The sequence below is a fragment of the Planomicrobium sp. CPCC 101079 genome (assembly GCF_007859275.1).
Lineage (GTDB): Bacteria > Bacillota > Bacilli > Bacillales_A > Planococcaceae > Planococcus.
This window is the reverse complement of sequence record NZ_VOHC01000021.1, coordinates 203149-219134: the sequence shown is the minus strand read 5'-3', so window position 1 is coordinate 219134 and position 15986 is coordinate 203149. Positions and strand designations below refer to the sequence as shown.

Below are 15986 nucleotides of genomic sequence, written 5' to 3'. Positions count from 1 at the left end.
AAAGGGGATTTAATGAGATGAACTTGCCGCTATTACCAACAATTAGTACATTTTTTATTGTTTTAAGCGCTATATTCGTAGCGATTGGGTGGAACTTGATCCGCCGCCGCAAAATAGAGTCCCATAAAAAGGCTATGCTGGCAGCAGGGGTTTCCGCATTGATCTTTTTCATTATATATGCATCCCGGACGGTATTCATCGGGAATACTGCATTTGGTGGACCGGACGATATCAAAATCTTCTATACAATCTTTTTGATTTTCCATATTATCCTGGCCACTACAGGAGGGATTTTAGGCGGCTACAATATTTGGCTCGGACTGAAAAACAAGTTGGCACAGCACCGTAAACTAGGACCAATTGCAAGTGTTATTTGGTTTTTTACCGCAATTACTGGTGTAATGGTTTATTTGCTTCTTTATGTTATTTACGAAGGCGGGCATACAACATCTGTCTTTAAAGCGATATTGGGCAATTAAAAAAGAGAACCTTTAAAGGTTCTCTTTCTATTTATAATAGTAAAAACTGCAGTTCAACTAGGAACTGCAGTTTTTTTAAGCTTTTACTTCGTAAGCTTGCACTTCTGATTTGATTGTTTTCAAAATTTCAGCGCAACTTTTAATTAAATGTTCCGGGAAATGCTCATCTTCTCCGTACTCTACGCCAAACGGGTAATAGTATTTTCCAAGCACTGGCTTCATGACATTAAGGATGGCATCATTTGAATCGATATCGCCTTCAACAGCATATGCGAATACACGCAAGTAGTAAGTGCCTTCGCGAATGATGAATTTACGGTCGTATGTAACCCGTTCGTAATCCCATTGGCCTTCCTTAGTCAAACCGTGCTTGCTCATGATGTGATCGAGTAATGTAAAGTCTACACGAATGTTTTCGAGTCCTGTATTTTCAAAATACATTGGATCTCCTCCTCTATATCATAACTGGCTAAACGCTCTTTTAATAATAGAGCAATTTCATGGTTGTTGCAATGGCAAGATTGTGTCAGAATGCAGACGGCTGTTATAATTATATAATAACACCAATTAAGGAGCTGATCGATTGAAAGACTTGTTGCGCATTATGATTTTTCTATCGATTATTCTTTTGGTATTTTTCTACTTTGATTCACCTATTAGTGAAAATGAAACACTGGAAGCACCAAAAACGGTGGATCCGTTGCCTGCTCAAGATCTTGTAGAAAAATCGCTTGGTGTGGAGCGTCCATCAGAAGGAATATCTGTTTATATTGGAAAACCGACGGAAACCTGGACTGCCGACTACGGCAAACCAGATCGAATAGAACCGTCAGCATTTGGCTATGAATGGTGGGTTTACAATAGCTCGTTATCCCACTACACTATGGCAGGTGTGAAAGAAGGCGAAATCGTTCAAGTCTATACTGCTGGAACTGCAACGGATGCCTCGCCTTTTCATATTGGGCAATCGCTGGATGAAATATACCGATTTACCATTATAGAAAACGAGATCACAGTAAAGTATGGCACAAGCATTTACACTTTCAGCTTGCGCGGTGAAGATATAAACAAACAGCTTCTCGTCAGTTTTGAAGGCGTTTATGCCCAACTATATTTGGATGAAGAAAGTAAAACACTGCAAGCTGTAAGGTTCATGAACGCCGAAACCCTAATCCGGCATCGCCCATACGATATGATGTATTCGGGTGATTTATTGACAGAGGAAAACCCATCCTCCAGTTTGCAGCGATCCATCGATGAAGCAAATGCTAAACAAGTTATCGACTTGACGAACGTCTACCGGCTGCATCACCAAAGAAAGCCATTGGTGGAATATCCAGCTGTTACTATGATTGCAAGAACGCATAGCCAAGCTATTGCAAAACAGCAATTTTCCTCGGAAGAAACTGAATTGCCGGATTTGGAAAAACGGCTCGCTGATGCAAGAATTGGCTTTGAGGAAGCGGGAGAAAATACAGCTACTCAATATTTTGATGCGGCAGAAACGGTCCATGGATGGAGTAATTCTGATGGCCATAAGGACACATTATTGTCGGACAGTTTCAATAAAATCGGCGTTGGTGTGTTCGGTAAATTTTATACCCAAATCTTCCTTTATCAAGAACCGACGAATGGTAAAACTCAGTAATAAGAGCGCGTGTTATTTTGGCACAATAAAAAAAGAACCGATAGCCGTTGCGACATGTGTGCCGTCTTGCTGCACAATATTGCCCTCAACCACTATCGTGTGCCTGCCTTGTCGCACAATCCTGGCTACTGCCTGGATTGCCGCTTCGTCGGCCACCGTTAAATAATGAATAGTTAAATTTGTCGTGACTGCCCCAAAACCGGGAAGGCATTTGCTGTTTGCAAGAGAGCCCATAGCGGTATCAAGCAATACTGCTAATATGCCGCCATGAGGAATAGCCATATTGTTTTGGATATAGGATGTGTTGGGAATGGTGACAGTACTTGCATCTTCCATTGTTTCCCTCTTCATGTTCAAACTTGCGCTCAAATAAGTAGTAAATTTGCCTTGTTGTTTTTTTTCGAAGTTATCGATAAAATCGGATAAAACAGCTAAATCTTCTTCAGTGCTGTTGCTAAGAATGTGTTGGAATTTTTCGGTTAGTTGTTTCATAACGTGATTCCTTTCTATATGGTATTAAAATAAATAACTTTCTGCTAAGATGAATATCGTAGAGGAGGAAACTAATATGTTTATGACCTATGAATGGTCCTTAATTACTGACTCTGCTGATGAGCTGAGTGAAATGATCATCCAATCGGAGCAAGCTAAGCAGTATCAAGAAGCTTACAGCACCGTTTACAATAACAAAGATCTTGCAAATCGTATTTACGATTTTGCCAGGTTGAAAGAGCGTTACGAAGAAGTTCAGCGGTTCGGCAAATACCATCCGGATTATCACAGAGTAATGAAACAAATCCGTATTGACAAGCGGACGCTAGACTTGAATGAACACATTGCAGCGCTGCGCCTTGCTGAAAATGAACTTCAGGACTTGATCGATCAAGTCAGTTTCATTATCGGCCGTTCTGTATCCGAAGCAGTCAAAATTCCATCCAGCAACCCATTTTTCTCCTCCGATTCTTCCTGCGGAGGCAGCTGTGGAACAGGCGGTGGCTGCTCCTGCTCGGCATAAAGAAAAGCGCATGCGCTTATGTAGCCCTGACAAGCCCGAAGCGACCTCGAGGGGCTGGGCGCCCAGAGAAACTTTTATATACAAAAAATGTGCAAGGATTTCCTTGCACATTTTTTATTTTTCTTCAGTTTTAGCAATAGCAGCGACAGCTAAATCCGGCCGGTCGGTGACGATGCCTTTTGCACCAGCTGCGATTAATGTTTGGATGTGTTCAGGTTCATTCACGGTCCAATAATGGACGGGAACGTTCAAATTGCCGAGAAATGAAATGAAGCGAGGCGAATCGAGACGGAACACGGAATGCCTGACTGGAATTTGAAACACATCGGCACGCGGTTTGTATAAATGGCCAAACTGGCTATTAAAAGCAGCATAGGCTTTCTTTACTTCATTTTCGCCTGCACCGATGGCCACGCGATTTTGCGCGTATAAATTGAAGCGGTCAATTTGTTCGTCGTAAAAGCTTGTAACAACTACACGATCCTCGGCCCCTTGGGCTTCGATTAACCGCCAAAGTTTTGAAGGGATGAGGCTTCCTTCATATGTTTCCGGAGAATCTTTTATATCAATATTGACGTACATATCAGGGAAAGCTTCAAGAAGTTCTTTCAATAAGACGACTCTTTCGCCCATGCCGCGGAAAGAGCGCTCTCCTTTAGCATCAACAAAATGATAGCCAAGATCAAATGTCCGAAGCTTGCTGAGTGACATATCGGCTACTCTGCCTGCGCCATCAGTTGTTCGGTCGATATATTCATCATGGAATACGAGAATTTCTTCATCGCTTGTTAACCGGATATCAATTTCAAAGCCGTGCACGCCTAATTCTGCGGATTTAGAGAAAGCAGCCATCGAATTTTCAGGAGCGATGGCTAATCCGCCGCGGTGTGCCAAGATAAGTGGAACGTCGTAGCTTAAAACTTTTTTCTCGGGCCGGATTTGCGGATTAGAGAGGGCTTTGGAACCCGCCCAAGCAGCTGCACTTACGGCCACCGCAGCAATCCCTAGTTTTGTTTTTTTGCCCATGCTATAGAGTACCTCCTTGAAAATAGAACTAAAGCCATTATAGCGAATTGTTTTCTTTTTTGTTAGTTAAAAATTATTTGGATAAAGCAAGCAAATACCTCTCAAAGAAGAAATTGATGCTCTATGAGCAGTGTGGAAAAAGCGAGCGCAACAAAGCGACCGCAATAAACTGCCGTGTGAAGATGAGCCTCGCGGACAGCTGATTTCCCAGGTTGCGGCATTTTTCTTTCCTATGGTATTCTAGAAACTAAGAAAAGAGGGATAGTTATGCGTGATCGCCAAGGCCTTATTGTCTATGTGCATCATTTAAAGCAAGCAAAATCGCTGCGTAAATACGGACATGTACACTTTATTTCGAGAAAGTTGAAGTATGTTGTTCTTTATATGGACCAAGAAGTAATTGAAAGCACAAAAGAAAAACTGATAAAATTGCCGTACGTTAAACAGATTCTTGAATCACAGCGTCCATTCTTAAAAACCGAATATGAAAATGCCAAACCGGATAAAGCGAAAGAATACGATTATAAGATTGGTTTGTGATTACTGCATAGGTGGGATAAAGTGATTCAAGCGCAAGATTGCGATTAAATGGCTAAAGTAAAATTGCTTTTCTGTATAGACGGAAGAATGTTTTACTTCCATTGTAATTGGTTGATGTCCGAGTCCCTCAATGGCTTTCGTAAAAATCGCCAATCTCTTGGAATTTTCAGGAATTCCTTCTCGGCATAAGTAAATGGGCATGAAATTGCCTTCTTCTGTTGGCTTGAAAGCCGCAGCTACAGACAGCACGGATTTACCGCTCGAATCTTTGGATACGAAGACAAAGCCATGCAAGAAACGGTGTGAATTTGTTAAGATGAGTTCACGGAGTTCGAAGATGTCTCCGTAGCCTTCTCCTAGTTCAATAAAACGCTGTATCATTATGTACACGTCCTTTCCATGTTTTATTTTAGCATATGAGGATTTTTTTCATAAGAAAATAGTAAATAAGAGGCGATAAAATTGCGGGTTGTAGCAGGAACAGCAAAAGGGCTGCAGTTAAAAGCAGTCCCGGGCATGACAACAAGGCCCACTACAGATAAAGTGAAAGAATCTGTTTTTAATATGATTGGCCCTTTTTTTGATGGGGGAAATGCATTGGATTTGTTTGCGGGCAGTGGAGGCCTTGGCATCGAAGCGTTGAGCCGCGGGATTGACCGGGTGATTTTCACGGATAAAGACCGGAAAGCGGTTGAGACCATCCGTACCAATTTGGATAAAACACGTCTAAAAGACCAGGCGGAAGTGTACTGCACGGATGCTGACAGGGCATTGAAAGTTTTGAAGAAAAAAGAAGTGCAGGTCAGACTGATGTTTTTGGATCCGCCTTACCATATGGAAAAAGCATATGAACTTATGGATAAGGCTGCAGAACTGGGCATCATGACTGATGATTCCATCGTGGTCTGCGAGCATGCCAAAGAAGTGGACTTAAAAGACAGCACGCGCTTTTACAATCGCTTCAAAAAAGAATTATATGGCAGCACCATCATTTCAATTTACCGCCATCGCGGGGAAGAGGGAGCAGAATTTGAATAAAATTGCTGTAGTGCCAGGAAGTTTCGACCCGATTACAATGGGTCATCTCGATATTATTAAAAGAGCTTCAACTATTTTTGACGAAGTGAAAGTGGTTGTCATGAACAATTCGTCAAAAAATCCGCTGTTTAGTGTAGAAGAACGAAAAGCGCTTATTTCAGAAGTGACCGATGACATTCCGAATGTTGAAGTGGATTCGTTTTCCGGTCTGCTGATTGATTATGCGGTAGAAGTGAAAGCAAACGCAATCATCAGAGGCTTGCGTGCGGTCTCTGATTTTGAGTATGAAATGCAAATTACGTCAATGAACCGTTTCTTGAATGAAAATATTGAAACTTTGTTCATGGTGTCGAACAACCACTATTCGTTTTTAAGTTCGAGCATTGTCAAAGAAGTGGCCAAATACAAAGGCAATATCACCGGATTGGTGCCAGAAGCGGTAGAAAATGCATTAAAGTTGAAATTCCAATAAGTCACGGCATCGTGGCTTTTTGTTATTGTGCTGAAAAGGAAAAGAGGAGAATTGGATGAAAAACAAAAAAGCGCTTTTTCTAGTTGCCGTCCTGGCCTTGTCTGTTTTTCTTTCGACTTATCGGTTGGATCTCTACATCTCAAAACCTGGCGGTGCCTATGAACTTGCACCATTGGTTGAAGTGGCAGGCGGAGACGAAGACGACCAAGGAAGTTTAAGTTTGATGACCGTTTCCATGATGACGGCAACACCGACGCTATACTTGTATTCGAAATTTCAAGATGGCTATAAGGTGCTGCGGCCGGAACAGGTGCGGAGCCCTCATGAAAGCGATGACGAATACAATGTCCGCCAATTGAAAATGATGTCGGATTCGCAAATTAATGCACTGCAAGTTGCTTTTGAAGAAGCTGAATTGCCATATGAAGTGAGCAGCAACGGCGTTTTTGTATTGAACGTTATAGAAGGAGGGGCAGCCGACAAAATTCTCGCTCCTGGTGACCGGGTATTATCGATAGACGGCAATGCGTTTGAAACAACAGAACAATTTGTTGGCTATTTATCCGGCAAAAAAGAAGGCGAAAGAGTTGAAGTGGTCTTTGAACGGGAAGATAGGGAAATTACGGAGACAATAGAATTGGCCCCTCTGCCTACGGAGCCGGAACGCATCGGGCTTGGAATATCATTTGTGGAAGATAAAAAAATCACAACTGATCCAGACGTGAAAATCGATTCGGATCAGATTGGCGGCCCTTCGGCTGGGTTGATGTTCACGCTCGAAATTCTGAACCAGCTGCTCGATGAAGATATTACCAAAGGATATAATGTTGCAGGAACTGGCACAATGGAAAGCGATGGGACCATTGGCAGAATCGGCGGAATCGACCAAAAAATTATCGCCGCCGATAACGATGGCATTGAAGTTTTCTTCGCGCCTGATGACGAAGTGCACGAAGGTGTGGAAAGCAACTATGCAACCGCGAAAGAAACTGCAGAAAAAATCGGCACAGACATGAAAGTCGTGCCGGTAAAAACGCTCCAAGACGCTTTGGATTATTTAGAAGAGCTTCAACCAAAGTAAAGGGGCGGCGTAGTATATTCCTTTTTTAAAGCCGTTTGGCCAAGGCCAAGCAGGTACATGCTGGTAGCATGAATATCGAGTTTCCCCATGGAATCATCCAAGCTTGCTGCTCGGCTGATGAGGGGAAGCCCGATATTCTTTTTTTGATGGTTCAAAAAGCTTCTGCCAGCCGCGGACATGCCAAGAAGCCGCAAATAGCTTGGAGAATCAAAAGAACGTTGCTTGTGCCATGTAAAGCCTGTATAGATGTGGGACAGCATCCGCTGCACACGTGTCCGTGTAAACCGTTTGGATTTTATCCTTCCGATAAACCGTTCAAAAGAATCTTCTGTTTTTGCAGCTTCGTAGATCAGATTTTCAATGCCTTCCGTTACTTCTGCGAATTTCTTCAAGCCCTCAGGACGCTCCCTTAAAATGGTGAAGCGAAGAAGAGGATAAAACTGTTCCCAGCTGCCAAAAGAACCGGTTTCTTTTTGGAAGCGTTTTAAAGCCACAACAGACGTTTTTGGCATAAAGGCGGATAATTCTTCAATGGAAGCATCGTCAAAAAACGCTTTCCGTATTCCGGTGGCGCTTGCAATGGCTGTTCCGGTTTGGATCGGGTCGTGGTAATTGGCGCCGATGCGCTGTATGGTCAATGGCTTAATAGAAGAATTTAGTTTTCTGGCAGCCTCTATATAATGAAAGCCAAGAATATTATTAGGCTGTGTTAAATCAGCAAAACCTGCCTCATTGCCGTTTAGTTCCGTATAGGCTTTATTCAGCGCCCTAGGGTAGCTGATCCCTGTTTGAATTGCTTCATGGATAAGTTGCTCGTAATCATGTCTTCGATCGTCTAACAGCTTGTGTGAGCGAAAGAACGGCTCGATATCGCCTTGTTCACTGCCAAAGCAAAACGACTCACAGCCGATTGCTTCTAGAAGTGCAATGCCGCCTTTTGCAAAATCAGAAGCTTGGGCTGTGGCATAGACGTAAGGCAGTTCGATGATTAAGTCGATGCCGGCTTTTAATGCCATTTCCGTTCGCGTCCATTTGTCTGCAAACGCCGGTTCACCGCGCTGCAAGAACTGGCCGCTCATCACTGCAACAAGCACATCCGCTCCCGCTTTTTCTTTTGCCATAGTCGCGTGATAGAGATGGCCGTTGTGGAATGGATTGTATTCGACAATAATGCCTGTAGCTTTCAATTAAACCTCTCCTTTGATAAACTTACTTATAAGTATATAGTTGCCGGGAATCGTCTGACAAGATTTTATCTTGACATCTTTTTCCGTACATTATATAATCAACTTTGTTGTCTTGAGGTGATTACTTATGAAAATGGCGATTCAACAGCTTCAAAAGCATCGCAAAGACGGAATGCCAATTGACGAAACTGTCCAGTTGGATGCTGTGAAAAAACGGAATAGCGATATTCGGGAAATTTCACCCATGCACGTCACAGGACATTGTACGATTGGTTCGCAACAAATAACGTGCAATATTCATCTTGAAGGCATGCTCATATTGCCTTGCGCAAGAACTTGGGAAGACGTTGAGTTCCCTATTAACATTGATTCGGTTGAAGTCTTCTCTTGGTCTGAAAAAGACAAAGGAAGCAAGGACGATAACGTTCATTTTGTAGAGGCGGAAACAATTGATTTGAAGCCGGTGCTTGAAGAACTTATTTTGCTTGAAATCCCGATCCAGGTTTATAAGGAAGACGCTGATCAAGCCGTTATTACAGGCGGCAATGACTGGTCTTATTCAACAGATGAGCAAGTGGAAGCCGAGAAAGAAGAAGCACCGAAAAAACCGGATCCAAGACTTGCTGATTTAGCCAAGTATTTTGATCAGTCAGATGAATAGAATCATTGTAAGGAGGTGTCACCAATGGCTGTACCAGCTAGAAGAACGTCCAAAACCGTTAAAAGAAAACGCCGTACACATTTCAAATTGTCAGTGCCGGGCATGGTAACTTGCCCAAGCTGTGGCGAATCGAAATTGGCTCACCGCGTCTGCAAAGCATGCGGATCATACAAAGGGAAAGAAGTAGTTAGCAAATAAAACAGTATTTGCTTCTAAAGGCTATTGAGAGGCCATGGCTCTCGATAGCCTTTTTCTCTATCAAAAAGGAGTGGTTGGATGTCCTATAAATTAGAAATATCCGAACAAATCATGACTTTTACAATCGACCGTCCCGATATTCGAAATGCCATAAATGATGAGGTAATGGCTGGATTCGAAGAATTGGTAAAAAAAGCGGAAGAAGGGGATATCCGTTATGTAGTGATAACCGCTTCTGGAACGAAAGCTTTTTGTTCAGGCGGCGATCTTTCCGTCTTCCATGAATTGAAAACGGAAGCTGAAGCCTATCCGATGTTGAAAAGAATGAGCGATGTGCTGTATCGCATCAAAACCTTGCCTGTTCCGGTCATTGCACTCTTGAATGGCGCTGCGGTAGGGGGCGGCTGTGAAATCGCCACAGCCTGTGATTACCGGCTTGTCAGAGAGCATGCAAAATGCGGATTCATTCAAGGGACGCTTGTCATCACAAGCGGCTGGGGTGGCGGAACATACTTATTTGAAACATTGTCGCATGAGCGGGCGCTTCAAATGCTGACAGAAGCGCGAGTTTATACAGCCGCTGAGCTGTTGGATAACGGCTGGGCGACAAAAATAATCCATGCTGAGGAAGATATACATAATTTTTTTAAAGCGATGAACAAAATCCGGCCAGAAGTGCATGGTGCCTATAAATCCATTGCAATCCGCAAATGGGAGGCAACCGGTTTAAAGGGACGAGTGGAAGCTGAGGTTCGAAAATGTGCTGAATTGTGGGCAGAAGATGCACACCATGAAGCGGTCGATTCCTTTTTAAATAAAAAACAAGAACGAATGAAGTAGCCACGACTGATAAGTTGTGGTTTTTTTGTGGCATCTTTTATAACAAACTGTAAAAAAAGGTTTAAGTTAATGTAAAGAAGGCTGAAAAATAGTGCTTTAATCACAATGGACTAGTATAATGGTAATGGTGTTCTGCCAATAGTAAAAAGAAAAGAGGAATTTACTTGAAATCTGTAATTAAAACACTTTCCGCGAGTGCCGTCTTATTCAGCTTATTGGCGGCAACAGTTCTGGCCGGAGGCGCGGAGAATGTTTCGGCAAATGAACCGGCAACTGATACGAGTTTCTCAGCATACGAAACGCAAGCTGTTGAACAAGGCGCTAAATATTCAAAGAAAGTTATGGAAGCAATACGGGTTGAGCTGGGGGTGGATGCAAAATCTGTCCAAGCAGATGGCGTGATTGAACAAATGCCGAAGGTACAAGTGATGGATCTTTACTTATCTTCATTCGGCAAAAAAGTGAAGGGAAATGAAGTTCGGCTAGCGGTGGAAGAAGTCTTCACCATTGACCTAGCGTACATTTCGAAAAAAAATTATGGCAGCCAGCTGGCGATTTATCCAGCGAATGTAATGGAGAGTCTGCGCAGTTCTTTCAATGTGCAACCTGATTCCACGGAGCAAGATGGACGAGTCATGGACCTGGCGAAAAATGAAGTGATGGACCGTTATATTAAGGTGCATAATTACCGGTTGACAGGAGCGGAAATCCGTATACTGATCAATCAAATTTTCGGTGTTAATTTAGATGGCATCTCTACATTGGAGCATGCACAATTAGCAATCAGCTCTAAAGGGCAGTGGATTGTGAAAAGTGATACGGATTTGTTCGTTCTCGAATCCAGTTTGGACGATGTGGATGTGTCCGTCTATGCGACGGATTACTTTAAAGAGGCAACAGGCAGCAAACAACTTCCGGAATCATTGAAAACCAAACTGATGGATCTTGGATTTACTTATAGCGAAGAAGCAAATCTTCTCTATTATAAAAATCCAACCAACGAATCTGTACCTGATGCTTTTAAAGGACAAGTGCTGGGAATCATTGTAGGCACTATCTCAACGGAATACCAAAATTGATTGAAGCGGACCGAGAGGAGACTCTTGGTCTTTTTTTATTAGGAGCAGAAATTAAGAAATATAATAGCGATTTAGCTATAAGTAAAAAAATTCGATCAACAGTTGAAATCGCTTACAAAATTCGTATATGCTATAAGGGGGAGAAAATCACAGGGGGTACTCCATACATGAAAAAAATTCTGATTGCGAACCGCGGTGAAATTGCAAGGCGAATTATTCGTACCTGCAATAGGCTAGGGATCGAAACGGTTGCTATTCATTCTGAGGCTGATGGGGATCTGCCTTATGTTAGTGAAGCGACCGAAGCTGTTCTGATCGGACCAAATCCGGTCGTGCAGTCATACCTGCAAATGGAAAAAATTATTGAAGAAGCAAAAAAACGCAATGTAGAAGCGATTCACCCAGGGTATGGGCTATTGTCCGAAAATGCCCAGTTTGCCCGCAAAGTAACCGAAGCGGGGATGGTATTTATTGGCCCTGAAAGCGAGATCATCGAGAAAATGGGCGACAAAATCGAATCGCGCAAAACGATGATCCAAGCAGGAGTGCCGGTAGTTCCCGGAACCGAAGAAGGCACGAGGACGCTTGAAGAAGCTATAGAAGCAGCTGAAGGGCTTGGGTATCCGGTCATGCTGAAGGCGAGCAGCGGCGGGGGCGGAATCGGCATGGTACGCTGTGAAAATGAGCAAGCGCTCAGTCAGCAATTCGCAGGGGTGAAAAATCGGGCTAAAGCTTATTTCGGGGATGATGTCGTCTTCTTGGAAAAATTTATTGCTGATGCCCGGCACATCGAAGTGCAAATTTTCGGCGATCGCCAGGGAAATATTGTTCACCTGTACGAGCGCAATTGCTCGGTACAGCGGCGCAACCAGAAAGTGATCGAAGAATCGCCGTCACCTCATCTGCCGCAGGATGCGAGGGAACGTTTATGCGCTGCTGCCGTAAAAGCAGCAAAAGCAGTCAATTACACCAATGCTGGAACGGTTGAATTTATCGTTGACGCAAATCATGATTTTTACTTTTTGGAAATGAATACACGCCTGCAAGTCGAGCATCCTGTCACAGAAGAAGTGACTGGCTGGGACTTGGTCGAATGGCAGCTGAAAGTGGCTGCTGGAGAAACGTTGCCAGAGCAGGCTGCGATTCAGTCCAAAGGCCATGCAATTGAATATCGCATTTATGCGGAAGATCCAAAAACCTTTTTCCCATCACCAGGAAAGCTGGAAAAAATTGAATGGGGCAAAAATGCCCGCATCGAATCGGGGTATGAGGAAGGCAATACCGTAACACCGTTTTATGATCCGATGATTTCAAAGATCATCATAACAGGCGGCGACCGGGTGGAGGCATTAACAAAGTCACAGAAATTTTTTGGCCACGCCGCGATAACCGGGGTAAAAACAAACATTCCATTATTTAAAGAGTTTGTAGAATCGCAGGAATTTGTATCCGGAGAATACGCAACAGCCGTATTGCCGAACTGGATGGAAAAAACAAAGGAGGAAAAAAGAGTATGACAGAGTTAAAAGCATCAATGGCAGGGACGGTATTGAACGTATTGGTGGCAGAAGGTGACGCAGTAACAGCGGGGCAGGCGGTTGTGACGATTGAGTCAATGAAAATGGAGATACCGATCGAAGCTGAAGCCGGAGGCAAAGTCGAAAAAATCCATGTGGAAGTCGGGAGCTTTGTCAACGAAGAAGACACGCTGTTAACGCTGGGAGAATAACTGCGAAGCTTATGCAAAGGGGTGCCAATTATGACGAAAACAAGCGAAACGACAGGCTATAATGAACGCTTGGAACAGAAACTGGCGACGATTTTCGCCGGTGGCCATCCAAAATATCATGAAAAAATGAAAGAAAGCAAAAAGCTTTTTGTTCGTGAGCGCTTAAATTTATTGTTTGACGGCGGAGAGTATGTGGAAGATGGCAGATTTGCCAATGTTGAAGCTGGAGACCTTCCTGCAGATGGTGTCGTAACAGCGATCGGAAAAGTGAATGGTGAAACTGTCTGCGTCATGGCGAATGACTCGACTGTCAAAGCCGGATCTTGGGGTTCACGCACTGTTGAAAAAATTATCCGTATCCAGGAAACTGCTGAAAAAATGCAAGTGCCGATGCTGTACCTTGTAGATTCGGCAGGTGCTCGAATTACAGACCAGTTGGATATGTTTCCTAACCGTAGGGGTGCCGGGAGGATTTTTCATAACCAAGTGAGGATGTCTGGAATGGTTCCGCAAATTTGCTTATTGTTCGGTCCTTCGGCAGCGGGCGGCGCATACATACCGGCGTTTTGCGATATTGTTATCATGGTCGAAGGCAATGCTTCTATGTATCTGGGGTCACCGCGTATGGCTGAGAAAGTCATTGGCGAAAAAGTAACACTCGAAGAAATGGGCGGTGCCCGTATGCATTGCACAGTGAGCGGCGTTGGCGACGTGCTCGTTGCCACAGAAGAAGACGCGATTGCTGAAGCGCGCCGCTATTTGACGTACTTCCCGGCAAACTTTGCGGTAAAACCGGAAAGAATTGCAGGCACAACGGTAAAAGCGGGACGCTCGCTTGAAGCAATTATTCCAGAAAACCAAAATGCTCCTTTTGATATGTACGAACTGATTGATCAATTGGTTGATGAAGGCAGTTTCTTCGATATCAAAAAGCTCTTTGCAGGCGAATTGATAACTGGGCTTGCCCGAATTGATGGGCAAGTGGTCGGTATTTTGGCGAACCAGCCAAAAGTCAAAGGCGGCGTGTTGTTCGGAGATTCCGCAGACAAAGGCGCAAAATTCATCAATTTGTGTGATGCTTTTTCAATTCCGCTCCTGTTCTTGGCTGATGTGCCTGGATTCATGATCGGAACGAAAGTCGAACGTGCAGGAATCATCCGCCACGGCGCGAAGTTCATTGCAGCGATGAGTTCTGCAACAGTGCCTAAAATTTCGGTAATCGTCCGTAAAGCTTATGGAGCCGGACTTTATGCAATGGCAGGTCCGGCATTTGAGCCGGACGTCTGCATCGCGCTGCCGACAGCACAGATTGCTGTTATGGGGCCGGAAGCAGCAGTCAATGCAGTTTACTCCAATAAAATCGAAGCGATCGAAGATCCAAAAGAACGTTTAAAGTACGTTCAGCAAAAACATCAGGAATACAAAGAAGAAATCGATATCTACAAATTGGCTTCGGATTTGATCATTGATGAAATTGTGGCACCGCATGAGTTGCGGAAAGTTCTCTCGCAACGCTTTGCATTTTATGAAACAAAAGATTTGCCAATGCCGTATCGAAAACACGGAGTTTTTCCGGTATAATGAAACTGATCGAGAAGTCTGCCTTTTTCGGGCAGGCTTTTTTTATAGCGAAAAAATAATAACGTCGAAGGAGGGAGCTTATGAAATTTGCCATTATAGGAGCAGGAGCGGTCGGTTTGCTGACAGCTTGTTTTTTAAAAGAAGCAGGCAACGAAGTGCAGCTCGTTACGCGAAGAGCCGAGCAGGCAAAGCTGATTAATGAACAAGGTGTACTAAAAGGAGCGGTCCATTACGAGATAACAGCGGACAGGGATTGGAAATCCATTTCACCTGAAGCATTCATCATTGTAGCTGTTAAATATGACGGTTTAAAGACAGTGCTCTCTCTCCTTCAAAATCAAGCGCTAACCAATCCGGTAATTTTTTTGCAAAATGGCATGCTTCACCTCAAAGCTATTGAAAAGCTGCCGCAACCCAATATTGCAGCGGCTAGTGTAGAACATGGAGTAGTAAAGTTAAGCGACAATAAAATTCGCCACACGGGACATGGAGTATATAAATTTGCTTTGCTAAAAGGGGAAGAAAGTGTTTTCCGCCCGCTTGCAGTGATGCCAGGAGTCCAGGCGGAGTGGCATAACAATGCGGATCAATTGCTGTTTCGAAAAGTGTTGCTCAACACATTGATCAATCCGCTCACTGCGTTAATGGCTCTCAAAAATGGAGAACTATTATCTAATCCTTATGCTTTTAACTTGCTTGAGAGTTTGTACGGTGAACTGGCTGGCTCGTTTCCGGAAATGGAATCTTTATTGCCCTTTGAAGAAGTGGCTGCCCTTTGTAATTCAACAGCCGAAAACACGTCTTCCATGCTTGCTGATAAATTAGCGGGCAGGAAAATGGAACTGGATACAATTTTATTGTACACGCTCAACCGTTCCAAAAAAGAATTGCCGATATTGCGTTCGTTGTATCAGTTATTAAAATCAACCGAGGTATAAGATGATGATTATCGTACAAACCATAGGAGCGGTTTTTATCTTTGCTCCATTTATCGCATTTCTTTTAATATTTTTTGCGGCCCGAAAAACTTTGAATCGCAAAGCTTTCGAGGCTGCCGCCGATTTTACGACGCTTCTGCTCTTTTTTGCTATCCCTGTGATGATTTACGCGATATGGAATTATCAAGCATCCTCCCTTATGGGATATGCCGCAATTTCGCTTGCTATCGGATTTCTAATAGTTGAATGGAAAAGAACAAAGGAAATTAAAGTCTTGGTTTTCTTGCGTAAAACTTGGCGCATGTATTTTCTGGTCTTAACTGTCGCGTATTTCATCATTTGGATTGCCGGCTTTACATATACTGTAAGTGGCTTTCTATTGGATAGCTATGGAGCTTGAAAGTTGGAATAGGCATTCAGATATGCGCTTGCCGAATTTTAGCGCCATAACTCCTTGTAATCGCTTTGGTCTTG

21 protein-coding genes are annotated in these 15986 nt (G+C 43.5%); 16 read left to right on the top strand and 5 right to left on the bottom strand.

The window, feature by feature from the left end; all coding sequences use genetic code 11:
- The first annotated feature begins 17 nt into the window (after nt 1–17).
- Nucleotides 18–479, top strand: a complete 462-nt coding sequence (locus tag FQV28_RS09080; protein ID WP_146495729.1) for a DUF420 domain-containing protein — start codon at nt 18–20, stop codon at nt 477–479.
- A 75-nt stretch (nt 480–554) separates the two neighbouring features.
- Here the strand turns inward: FQV28_RS09080 and FQV28_RS09075 are convergent, their stop codons facing one another.
- Complete coding sequence (locus tag FQV28_RS09075; protein WP_146495727.1) at nt 555–920, bottom strand: YugN family protein; 366 nt, start codon at nt 918–920, stop codon at nt 555–557.
- A 142-nt stretch (nt 921–1062) separates the two neighbouring features.
- Here FQV28_RS09075 and FQV28_RS09070 point away from each other — a divergent pair, with 142 nt between their 5' ends.
- Nucleotides 1063–2127: a CAP domain-containing protein gene (locus FQV28_RS09070; protein ID WP_146495725.1), complete on the top strand. Its 1065-nt coding sequence runs from the start codon at nt 1063–1065 to the stop codon at nt 2125–2127.
- Nucleotides 2128–2139: 12 nt separating this feature from the next.
- On the opposite strand, the gene FQV28_RS09065 is transcribed toward FQV28_RS09070, so the two are convergent.
- Nucleotides 2140–2619 carry a PaaI family thioesterase gene (locus FQV28_RS09065; RefSeq protein WP_146495723.1) on the bottom strand — a complete coding sequence of 160 codons (480 nt, stop codon included), beginning with the start codon at nt 2617–2619 and terminating at the stop codon, nt 2140–2142.
- A 76-nt stretch (nt 2620–2695) separates the two neighbouring features.
- Between FQV28_RS09065 and FQV28_RS09060 the strand changes: the two genes are divergently transcribed.
- Nucleotides 2696–3142, top strand: coding sequence for a YlbF/YmcA family competence regulator (locus FQV28_RS09060; protein ID WP_146495721.1), 447 nt, complete (start codon nt 2696–2698; stop codon nt 3140–3142).
- 114 nt (nt 3143–3256) lie between these two features.
- Here FQV28_RS09060 and FQV28_RS09055 read toward each other — a convergent pair whose 3' ends face one another.
- Nucleotides 3257–4168 carry a glycerophosphodiester phosphodiesterase family protein gene (locus tag FQV28_RS09055; protein ID WP_146495719.1) on the bottom strand — a complete coding sequence of 304 codons (912 nt, stop codon included), beginning with the start codon at nt 4166–4168 and terminating at the stop codon, nt 3257–3259.
- A gap of 267 nt (nt 4169–4435) precedes the next feature.
- Here FQV28_RS09055 and FQV28_RS09050 point away from each other — a divergent pair, with 267 nt between their 5' ends.
- On the top strand, nt 4436–4708 hold the full coding sequence (locus tag FQV28_RS09050; protein ID WP_146495717.1) for a YlbG family protein: 273 nt from the start codon (nt 4436–4438) through the stop codon (nt 4706–4708).
- Here the strand turns inward: FQV28_RS09050 and FQV28_RS09045 are convergent, their stop codons facing one another.
- Nucleotides 4709–5089 carry a DUF7147 family protein gene (locus FQV28_RS09045; protein WP_146495715.1) on the bottom strand — a complete coding sequence of 127 codons (381 nt, stop codon included), beginning with the start codon at nt 5087–5089 and terminating at the stop codon, nt 4709–4711. It abuts the gene before it with no gap.
- 81 nt (nt 5090–5170) lie between these two features.
- Between FQV28_RS09045 and rsmD the strand changes: the two genes are divergently transcribed.
- The 3 genes from rsmD to FQV28_RS09030 are packed head-to-tail and all read left to right on the top strand — an operon-like array spanning nt 5171 to nt 7299.
- On the top strand, nt 5171–5746 hold the full coding sequence (rsmD, locus tag FQV28_RS09040) for a 16S rRNA (guanine(966)-N(2))-methyltransferase RsmD (RefSeq protein ID WP_146495713.1): 576 nt from the start codon (nt 5171–5173) through the stop codon (nt 5744–5746).
- On the top strand, nt 5739–6218 hold the full coding sequence (coaD, locus tag FQV28_RS09035) for a pantetheine-phosphate adenylyltransferase (RefSeq protein WP_146495711.1): 480 nt from the start codon (nt 5739–5741) through the stop codon (nt 6216–6218). Before rsmD ends, coaD begins: the two co-directional genes overlap by 8 nt.
- Before the next feature lie 55 nt (nt 6219–6273).
- Nucleotides 6274–7299 carry a SepM family pheromone-processing serine protease gene (locus FQV28_RS09030; RefSeq protein ID WP_146495709.1) on the top strand — a complete coding sequence of 342 codons (1026 nt, stop codon included), beginning with the start codon at nt 6274–6276 and terminating at the stop codon, nt 7297–7299.
- On the opposite strand, the gene FQV28_RS09025 is transcribed toward FQV28_RS09030, so the two are convergent.
- On the bottom strand, nt 7287–8486 hold the full coding sequence (locus FQV28_RS09025) for a nucleotidyltransferase (protein ID WP_146495707.1): 1200 nt from the start codon (nt 8484–8486) through the stop codon (nt 7287–7289). The genes FQV28_RS09030 and FQV28_RS09025 overlap by 13 nt on opposite strands.
- A 127-nt stretch (nt 8487–8613) precedes the next feature.
- Between FQV28_RS09025 and FQV28_RS09020 the strand changes: the two genes are divergently transcribed.
- The 9 genes from FQV28_RS09020 (at nt 8614) to FQV28_RS08980 (ending at nt 15912) form a co-directional block, all read left to right on the top strand.
- On the top strand, nt 8614–9147 hold the full coding sequence (locus FQV28_RS09020) for a YceD family protein (RefSeq protein WP_146495705.1): 534 nt from the start codon (nt 8614–8616) through the stop codon (nt 9145–9147).
- 24 nt (nt 9148–9171) lie between these two features.
- Complete coding sequence (gene rpmF, locus FQV28_RS09015) at nt 9172–9345, top strand: 50S ribosomal protein L32 (protein WP_106534910.1); 174 nt, start codon at nt 9172–9174, stop codon at nt 9343–9345.
- A gap of 78 nt (nt 9346–9423) precedes the next feature.
- Complete coding sequence (locus FQV28_RS09010; protein WP_146495703.1) at nt 9424–10185, top strand: enoyl-CoA hydratase/isomerase family protein; 762 nt, start codon at nt 9424–9426, stop codon at nt 10183–10185.
- 164 nt (nt 10186–10349) lie between these two features.
- Nucleotides 10350–11264 (top strand): hypothetical protein, encoded by a 915-nt coding sequence (locus tag FQV28_RS09005; RefSeq protein WP_146495701.1) that lies wholly within the window; start codon nt 10350–10352, stop codon nt 11262–11264.
- 167 nt (nt 11265–11431) lie between these two features.
- On the top strand, nt 11432–12781 hold the full coding sequence (locus FQV28_RS09000; RefSeq protein WP_146495698.1) for an acetyl-CoA carboxylase biotin carboxylase subunit: 1350 nt from the start codon (nt 11432–11434) through the stop codon (nt 12779–12781).
- The gene (locus tag FQV28_RS08995; RefSeq protein ID WP_146495696.1) at nt 12778–12993 is read left to right on the top strand and encodes an acyl-CoA carboxylase biotin carboxyl carrier protein subunit; all 216 of its coding nucleotides are present in this window, start codon (nt 12778–12780) and stop codon (nt 12991–12993) included. The genes FQV28_RS09000 and FQV28_RS08995 overlap by 4 nt, the downstream gene beginning before the upstream one ends.
- 30 nt (nt 12994–13023) lie before the next feature.
- Nucleotides 13024–14574, top strand: coding sequence for an acyl-CoA carboxylase subunit beta (locus FQV28_RS08990; protein ID WP_146495694.1), 1551 nt, complete (start codon nt 13024–13026; stop codon nt 14572–14574).
- An 80-nt stretch (nt 14575–14654) separates the two neighbouring features.
- Nucleotides 14655–15512, top strand: a complete 858-nt coding sequence (locus FQV28_RS08985; protein WP_146495692.1) for a 2-dehydropantoate 2-reductase — start codon at nt 14655–14657, stop codon at nt 15510–15512.
- Between the two features lies 1 nt (nt 15513).
- Entirely contained in the window at nt 15514–15912 is a 399-nt protein-coding gene (locus FQV28_RS08980) for a DUF3397 family protein (RefSeq protein ID WP_146495690.1), read from the top strand.
- The last annotated feature ends 74 nt before the right edge of the window (nt 15913–15986 follow it).